We start from the raw sequence: 7,452 nt of genomic DNA, 5'->3' as shown, positions 1-7,452 counted from the left end.
CCAGAGCGTACATCTTGAATGGCAGATAGTTTTAGCTCATTGGAGTAAGATTTCCATCCCCTAGATTCTCTTAATCCTTCTTCTCCATCTGCCTTGTATTTTCTTATCCAATCGGTAACCGTGTTTTTATGGACCCCCAGTTGTTTTGCCTCATGGTTGGGATTGGATTCATGTTGCANCCTGAATCTTGATTTCATATGAAATCGGGCTTCTTTTGGACATTACAAAAACTCCCATCATGGTAGAAGTAGAGTTTTGTTTTTTCTACTGTCTACTATGATGGGAGCATATCAAAATGCCCTAGTCGGCCTGTTTTGTATGAAGCTATTTGCGAAAATGCTGGATCAGAAACAGAATCAATGAGCCTACCACGCTGATGACAAGGCAGGTTACGATCGGAAAATATATTTTGACATTGGGTTTATCCACGACGATATCGCCCGGCAGCCGCCCAATGAATCGGCCAATGACAGGCCACAGCAGCCCGATCACGATCAGGGCGCCGCCTATCCATAATAGAGCCCTTGTTACAGGATGCATGATACGTCACCTCATTCATCAGAATACACAGGTTTCCTCGTATCATAATGGATTTGAGGTACGGACTGCAAGGTCTGAGCCGGTCATACTGACCGAGCGATCATCCTTTCGCTTCTCCCTATCCCTTACTTATCACCGTAAGTTGGTCATTTTCTTCACTTCTATCTCCGTTTGATTTATGATCATATGAAATAAATATATTTACATTTTATTGGTTATTCCCATTGTAGAGAGGTTTGAATTAAGATGATCTATATTAAAGATCTAATGAGCGGGCTGAATATCTTTAAAGCACTGAGTTCCGAGATACGCATTCAGATTTTGGAACTGCTCTCCACAAATCAAAATCTGAATCTGAATGAACTCGCCAACAGGCTGAATCTCAGTAATGGTGCCATCACCATGCATATCAGGAAATTAGAAGAGAGTGGTCTGATCGAAATTCATACAACGGGTGGAAAACACGGTATTCAAAAGATCTGCTACCTGAACGAAGATAAGCTCATGGTCGATCTTCGAAGCAAAGTTAATGATAATCTTTACGAGGTGGAAATACCGGTAGGCCATTATAGCAATTACCAAGCTATCCCTACATGCGGTCTTGCGACCAGGGATCACATTATCGGCGATCTCGATGATCCTCGTTATTTTGCTGATCCTGATCGAATTAACTCGGAGATCATCTGGCTTACTGAGGGCTTCCTGGAATATCGCATTCCAAATTACTTGAAGTCCAACCAAGCATTCCGCGAGATCCAATTTTCTTTAGAACTTGGCTCGGAGGCCCCTGGCTATTGTAACAATTATCCATCTGACATTTTCTTTTCTGTCTATGGAATAGACATTGGAAGCTGGACGAGTCCGGGAGATTTCGGAGACAAACGCGGTACGTTCAACCCTGAATGGTGGCCGCCCCAATTAAACCAATACGGCATGCTGAAGCTGATTCGTATTAATAAAGAAGGCAGCTTTATCGATGGCAGCCGTATCTCGGATGTCGGTTTGGACCAAATTCAGCTAGATTACAAAAGTGAGCTCACCTTCCGTATCGCCGTTAACGAGCAATCGATAAACAAACGGGGTTTTACCATTTACGGTAAACATTTCGGCAATTACAGCCAGGACCTGTTGGCCCGCGTGCTATATGATGTGAAGGAAGAATTGGACGCGTGACATCTGCTTAGACTCGGTCTCCTATATTGAAAACAGCTGGATGCAGGGACACCTACTCCAGCTGTTTTATGATTCTTTGCCCAATTTCACTCAAACATTCAACATCTTCTTAAGATATCCTCTCTCCGACTTTTACTTTTCAATTCTTGTTCTTTCTTTTCTGTAAACGCATTTTCGACACAGGTACTTAAACTTAGTAGCCACTTAAATCTCATAATAGCAGCGACAAAAATGAATATAAGAGGGATAAAAATAATAAGAAGCATTTTGCTTTGTAGATCCTGCATTTTTAGTAAGCCCTCATGATAATTGTCAGAGTCTTCACTTATTTGGTCAGTTAGCTTGGAAAGAATAGCTTCTTTTTCCACATTGTTTTTTGCAATACTAAGCTCTTCTTTTGTAACAACCATCCTTACTTCATGTTGCCAATCTATTGTTTTTATCGATTGTTGCAAATAAAATGTGAGTGGAGCTAGTATGGTTGACAATATAAAAGTGCTGATTGCAAATATTATGTTTATCTGTTTTCCGAACTCAACTTGAGAGTCAATCCCAGATTTTAGCGAGGCAATTTTTGATAAATCATTTTCTCGTACAAGTCTTTTTCGAACATTTATCTCAGTATCAAGCGAGATGCTTCCGAACATCCATAAAAATCCATTAGCATTATAGTCAACTTTTAAGACTTTGCTTGCAGTTTCATGTTTAAATTGATCCAATTAACACGCCCCCTTATTTAACTTATCGGAGCATTAATTATGAAAATGAACCTACTTTAAATTAGAGATTTATTAATTAACCATAACATTAGCCAGCCTCTAAGGTAACAATTTATGATTATATATGATCCTAAGAAATGCTTTACGGCAAACCAAAAAAAGAATTCTTCGATCGCTTGATCACAAGAATCCCTTTTCTCCCCTTATCCATTTTAATTCCCCTGAGAAATCGGCACCCGATCCGGATAATCCGTAATAATTCCATCCACATCAATCTGAAGGAAGTAAGGAATTTGCAGCATGTCCCGAACCGTCCAGACCAGCGTTTTCATATCAGACTGATGTATCTTTTGAACCAGCCCTTTAGTAATTAGCCGCATTGAAACACTCACATAATCTGCGTAAGCTTTCATATCCTGCAGATGCTGCATAGACATCTCTTTGGAGCTAGTAACAACAACGCCAAGCGAAATATCAGGCATCAGCTTATGAAACTGGAGGAGCGAATCGGTATCGGCGGATTGTACAATCATCATGTCCTTGTATCTTCCGAAACCATTCGGACTCACCATTGACTTTTTTAGACACTCTGCGATCTTTTGCTCGATGCCCGGATAATGGGACGGAGATTTGATTTCGATTAACAAGCCGATGCGTCCCCCATAATGCTCAAGCACTTCTGCCAATGTGGGGATGACTTCCCCTTTGAATTCCGTGTGATACCACGAACCTGCATCCAGCTTCCGCAGCTCCTCTAAAGTTAAATCTCCGACCTTTCCTTGCCCATTGGTGGTTCGTTCAACCGTAGAATCGTGAATAACAACGACCTGTCCATCTTTACTCAACTGAACATCAAATTCGAGCATATCCGCTCCCATCTCATAAGCTTTTTCAAAAGCAGCCATTGTATTCTCAGGAGCATACCCGGATGCCCCGCGATGGGCAATATTGATCCAGGAGCGGCCAACTTCATCCCCTGATTGCATCCACACAACCCGTTCCCTATTCAAGTGATATGGATAATGGGGTACATCAACAGAACTCTGAAAACCCGTCATGACAAGGGCAGCTATGATGATCACAATCATCCTTTTCATTTGCTATCCAACTCCTACCTCTACCTTGTTCACTCAGCTCTTTTTTTAACTGGAGAGATATACTCATTTGAACCTCTACCCTATCTATCTTGCTTCCTTCTTCTTCTAATGATGGTTGTGGTTCATTCTTCCCTTTCTGTCATCATTTCAATCAAAAAAAAGAGGCTGCGGATTGATAATAATGTTCATTTCGTAATTCCCCTCTTGTAATATGAACGCAAATAGAGTAATTTGTACTTATATGAACTTTATAATTCATCTAAATACAATAACAGGGAGCTGAAAGAAATGGAAAGACGTTATGCCTCACACCCAAATGAAGTAAAACATTTCGATACGGAGCGACTCCGCAAGGAATTCCATATTCCCGTACTGTTTACACCTGATAAGCTGGAGCTTGTTCTTACACATGAAGACCGTATGATTATCGGCGGTGCTGCTCCTGTAAAAGAACAGGTCAAGCTGGAAACCGATCTGAAGGAGCTGGGTGTTTCTTCCTTTCTGGAACGCCGAGAGCTTGGCATTATCAATATTGGCGGACATGGCACTGTAAGGGTTGACGGAACGGAGCATGGGCTGAATAACAAAGAATGTTTGTACGTTGGTATGGGCGCTGAAGAGGTCCTCTTTGAAAGCACAGATCCAGCGAATCCAGCTAAGTTCTACTTGAACTCGGCACCGGCGCATCAATCATTCCCTACAGCTAAAGCTACCTTGGAAGAAGCCGATTCCAGCGCTTTGGGCGATATCAAAAATTCCAATGACCGCGTAATCTACCGTTTCATTCATCAAAAAGGGATTGATAGCGCCCAGCTTGTAATGGGTATGACCCTGCTTAAAGAAGGAAATATGTGGAACACAATGCCTGCCCATACTCATCCAAGACGCATGGAGGCCTATCTGTATTTTGACTTGACAGAAGAAGCCGTTGTCTTCCATCTGATGGGTGAGCCTACCGAGACGCGCCACATCGTCATGCGCAATGAACAGGCCGTAATCTCACCGAGCTGGTCGATCCACAGCGGAGTCGGTACGAGTAACTACACCTTTATCTGGGGTATGGCCGGGGACAATAAACGTTACGATGATATGGACCCCGTGTCCATGCAGGGTTTAAAATAGAAGGGATTATCCATAAACCCACGGAAGAGTTGAGATTCATATGAACCCGTTACGACGTTATGAAAAAATAATGGAATATCTGCTTTCCCATAAAGAAGTGACGGTCGCCGATTTAAGCCAACAGCTGCAGGTGACCGGTAAAACAATCCGCGAGGATCTGACCAAGCTGGAGGAGCAGGGCCTGATCGTTCGTGTACATGGCGGAGCTATGCTAGCGCATAGCGATCAATTCGGCATTCTGCCATCCAAAGAGCCGCTTGCCAAAAATCAGGATGAGAAGACCGAGATTGCGCTGAAAGCCCTGAAACACATCCAAGCCGATGACATCATTGCGCTTGACGGGGGCAGCACCACGCTGGCAATCGCCCGAAGACTGGAAGACATGCCTTTAACCATTGTCACGAATGACGTCTACATCATCAGCGAACTGGCCAGCAAGAATCAGATTCGACTTGTCGTTCCGGGGGGCTACCGTGTGCGAAACATGCTCGCGGGTCCTGAAGGCGTCTCGTATGTAAAACAACTGAATATTCAGAAAGCCTTCGTATCGGCCACCGGTATCCATCTCGATCATGGATTGTCCATTTATACCGGAGATTTGATCCCGTTCAAACGAGCATTAATCGAAACCTCGCTAGAGGTGTACGCTGTCGTTGACCACCATAAATTCGGTCAAACAGCTTTAAGAACTTTTTCTTCCCTGCAGGAGCTCAGCGGCATCATTACCGATGCTGGACTTCCTCCCGAGACGGTAAAGAAATTCAAGGGAGCCGGCGTTACCATGCTGTAATCGCTTCTTTTCAGACTTATAGCTTGAAATGAACCGCCTCGTTTCGTACTTCATCTACTAAGCGAACATATGAGAGGAGAATAACGGAGCATGAACAGTTTTGATTTATCAGGCAAAACGGCTATCGTTACCGGCTCTGCCCGCGGACTTGGGCAAGCCATTGCGATAGCTCTGGCCGAAGCTGGCGCGGATGTCGTTGCTGTGTCCATGAATACCAGTGCGGAAACGGTAGAAGCCATCAGGGGTTTCGGCAAGAAAGCATCCGAAATAAGAGTTGATCTAAGCGATCACAGCAAACTCCAGCAGACCTTTGATCAAGCACTTGAGTTGACGGGTCAGGTCGATATTCTGGTAAATAATGCAGGAATTATCCGGCGGACTCCAGCTAAAGATCATAGCATGCAGGATTGGCTCGATGTGATCGATCTGAATCTCAACACGGTCTTTCTGCTGTCCCAATTGGCCGGAAGACATATGATAAAACGCGGAAGCGGCAAAATCATTAATATATGCTCCATGCTGTCCTACCAAGGCGGAATTAATGTACCAGGCTACACTGCAAGCAAGCATGGTATTGCAGGTTTGACTAAAGCTTTGGCCAATGAGTGGGCAGCCAGCGGCATCCAGGTTAACGGAATTGCCCCGGGTTATATAGAAACGGATAACACGGCTGCCATCCGTCAGGATGAAGAGCGCTCGACCGCCATTACAGACCGCATTCCAGCTGGCCGCTGGGGCAAACCAGCAGATCTCGGGGGTCCTGCCGTATTTCTCGCGTCCTCTGCTTCAGATTACGTTAACGGCCATGTGCTGTGCGTAGACGGCGGATGGATGGCCCGCTAACCAGGCAAACAGCATGAACCTGAGCTATTCTTAGAATCATGGACGAGTCATTTGACTCCCTGGGTGCATAACTGATTTCCCCTGACGACTTCTGACTTCACACGCATATATGAACCATCCTTTGGGACATGCTAACTTTACGAAATGGGCCTCGAAGGACCGTGAATAAAGAAAGGATGGTTATGAGAGTCATGCGCGGAAATACACCAACTCGTTGGGCTGGTATTACCTGTATATTCACATTGATCGTTTCAATTATGCTTTCTGGCTGCACGCCTGATACCAATGATCGTGTGCCAAACCCGAATATGGGTGTTGACCCCTATCGGGTGAATACTGGCTATCTGCTTCGAAATGCCGTAGAGCGCGGGACCCTGCGAATCGCGACAGAGCGGGATTATCCTCCGTTCAGTTACCGAGGAACTGGGGGAATTCTGACTGGTTTTGATGTGGAGATAGCTGAAGAGGTTGCCCGGCATATGGAATTAAAAGCAGAATTCGTTGAAGCAAAGTGGGAGAATCTGCTGCCAGGGCTGACAGAAGGTAAATACGATGCCGTATTTAATCAAGTAGAAGACCGGCCAGACCGCAGGGCTCTCTATGATTTCTCGGTCGCTTATTTATCCTCCACACCAGTATTGCTAGTGCATTCTTCAGGTAAAGCTGCGATCCGTACCTTCTCCGATCTTAAGGGAAAGCGCGTCGGTATGAATCCAACTGGAATTTATAAAGATGTGGCAAAAAAGTATAATGCCCAGATCATTCCCGTGCAATATATATCGGACGCGGCCGAGATGCTTGTAAAAGGTGAACTGGACGCAGTCATATCCGACCAATTATCCGTGACCAATCTGAAGCAGCATTTTCCGGATATGCCGGTCACTACCACCGAGTCAGCCGATCAGGTATTCGAGATTTCCGCAGCCTTTGTAAAAGGAAACCCTGATCTCGTGGCGGCTGTAGATAATGCATTGGCCACGATGCAGCAGGACGGAAGCTACTTGAATATATGGAACAAATACTTCGGAGATGCCCCAATGAGTTACAAAGGCATCCATGACCGCAAAACCAAATAGTATTTATGTTTAGACATCGAGTAGGAGGCTGCTCATTAATTGAGTAGCCGACCTCTCACACCACCGTACGTACCGTTCGGTATACGGCGGTT

Annotated in this window: 9 protein-coding genes; 5 read left to right on the top strand and 4 right to left on the bottom strand. The window is 44.8% G+C overall.

The window, feature by feature from the left end; all coding sequences use genetic code 11:
- Both AM231_RS30405 and AM231_RS03500 read right to left on the bottom strand, forming a co-directional pair.
- Positions 1-140 (bottom strand): helix-turn-helix domain-containing protein (locus AM231_RS30405; RefSeq protein ID WP_423212916.1); only part of this gene is annotated, 140 nt, incomplete at its 3' end.
- A 184-nt stretch (positions 141-324) separates the two neighbouring features.
- Positions 325-540 carry a DUF2905 domain-containing protein gene (locus tag AM231_RS03500; protein WP_054401353.1) on the bottom strand — a complete coding sequence of 72 codons (216 nt, stop codon included), beginning with the start codon at positions 538-540 and terminating at the stop codon, positions 325-327.
- A 246-nt stretch (positions 541-786) separates the two neighbouring features.
- On the opposite strand from AM231_RS03500, the gene AM231_RS03495 reads away from it, so the two are divergent.
- Complete coding sequence (locus AM231_RS03495; RefSeq protein WP_054401352.1) at positions 787-1,713, top strand: ArsR/SmtB family transcription factor; 927 nt, start codon at positions 787-789, stop codon at positions 1,711-1,713.
- Between the two features lie 98 nt (positions 1,714-1,811).
- Here AM231_RS03495 and AM231_RS03490 read toward each other — a convergent pair whose 3' ends face one another.
- Positions 1,812-2,432 (bottom strand): hypothetical protein, encoded by a 621-nt coding sequence (locus AM231_RS03490; RefSeq protein ID WP_054401351.1) that lies wholly within the window; start codon positions 2,430-2,432, stop codon positions 1,812-1,814.
- Positions 2,433-2,644: 212 nt separating this feature from the next.
- The gene (locus tag AM231_RS03485; protein WP_054401350.1) at positions 2,645-3,529 is read right to left on the bottom strand and encodes a glycerophosphodiester phosphodiesterase; all 885 of its coding nucleotides are present in this window, start codon (positions 3,527-3,529) and stop codon (positions 2,645-2,647) included.
- A 288-nt stretch (positions 3,530-3,817) separates the two neighbouring features.
- On the opposite strand from AM231_RS03485, the gene kduI reads away from it, so the two are divergent.
- The 4 genes from kduI to AM231_RS03465 all read left to right on the top strand — a co-directional run bounded on the left by kduI (position 3,818) and on the right by AM231_RS03465 (position 7,360).
- The gene (kduI, locus tag AM231_RS03480; RefSeq protein WP_054401349.1) at positions 3,818-4,651 is read left to right on the top strand and encodes a 5-dehydro-4-deoxy-D-glucuronate isomerase; all 834 of its coding nucleotides are present in this window, start codon (positions 3,818-3,820) and stop codon (positions 4,649-4,651) included.
- 40 nt (positions 4,652-4,691) lie between these two features.
- Positions 4,692-5,441, top strand: coding sequence for a DeoR/GlpR family DNA-binding transcription regulator (locus AM231_RS03475; RefSeq protein WP_053489232.1), 750 nt, complete (start codon positions 4,692-4,694; stop codon positions 5,439-5,441).
- A gap of 90 nt (positions 5,442-5,531) precedes the next feature.
- Positions 5,532-6,284, top strand: coding sequence for a 2-dehydro-3-deoxy-D-gluconate 5-dehydrogenase KduD (kduD, locus tag AM231_RS03470; protein ID WP_054401348.1), 753 nt, complete (start codon positions 5,532-5,534; stop codon positions 6,282-6,284).
- A 191-nt stretch (positions 6,285-6,475) separates the two neighbouring features.
- Positions 6,476-7,360 carry a transporter substrate-binding domain-containing protein gene (locus tag AM231_RS03465; RefSeq protein WP_054401347.1) on the top strand — a complete coding sequence of 295 codons (885 nt, stop codon included), beginning with the start codon at positions 6,476-6,478 and terminating at the stop codon, positions 7,358-7,360.
- Positions 7,361-7,452 lie beyond the last annotated feature (92 nt).

This window comes from Paenibacillus solani, assembly GCF_001277345.1.
GTDB lineage: Bacteria > Bacillota > Bacilli > Paenibacillales > Paenibacillaceae > Paenibacillus_AQ > Paenibacillus_AQ solani.
The sequence above is the reverse complement of the archived record's forward strand: the minus strand, read 5'-3'. Positions and strand labels throughout refer to the sequence as shown.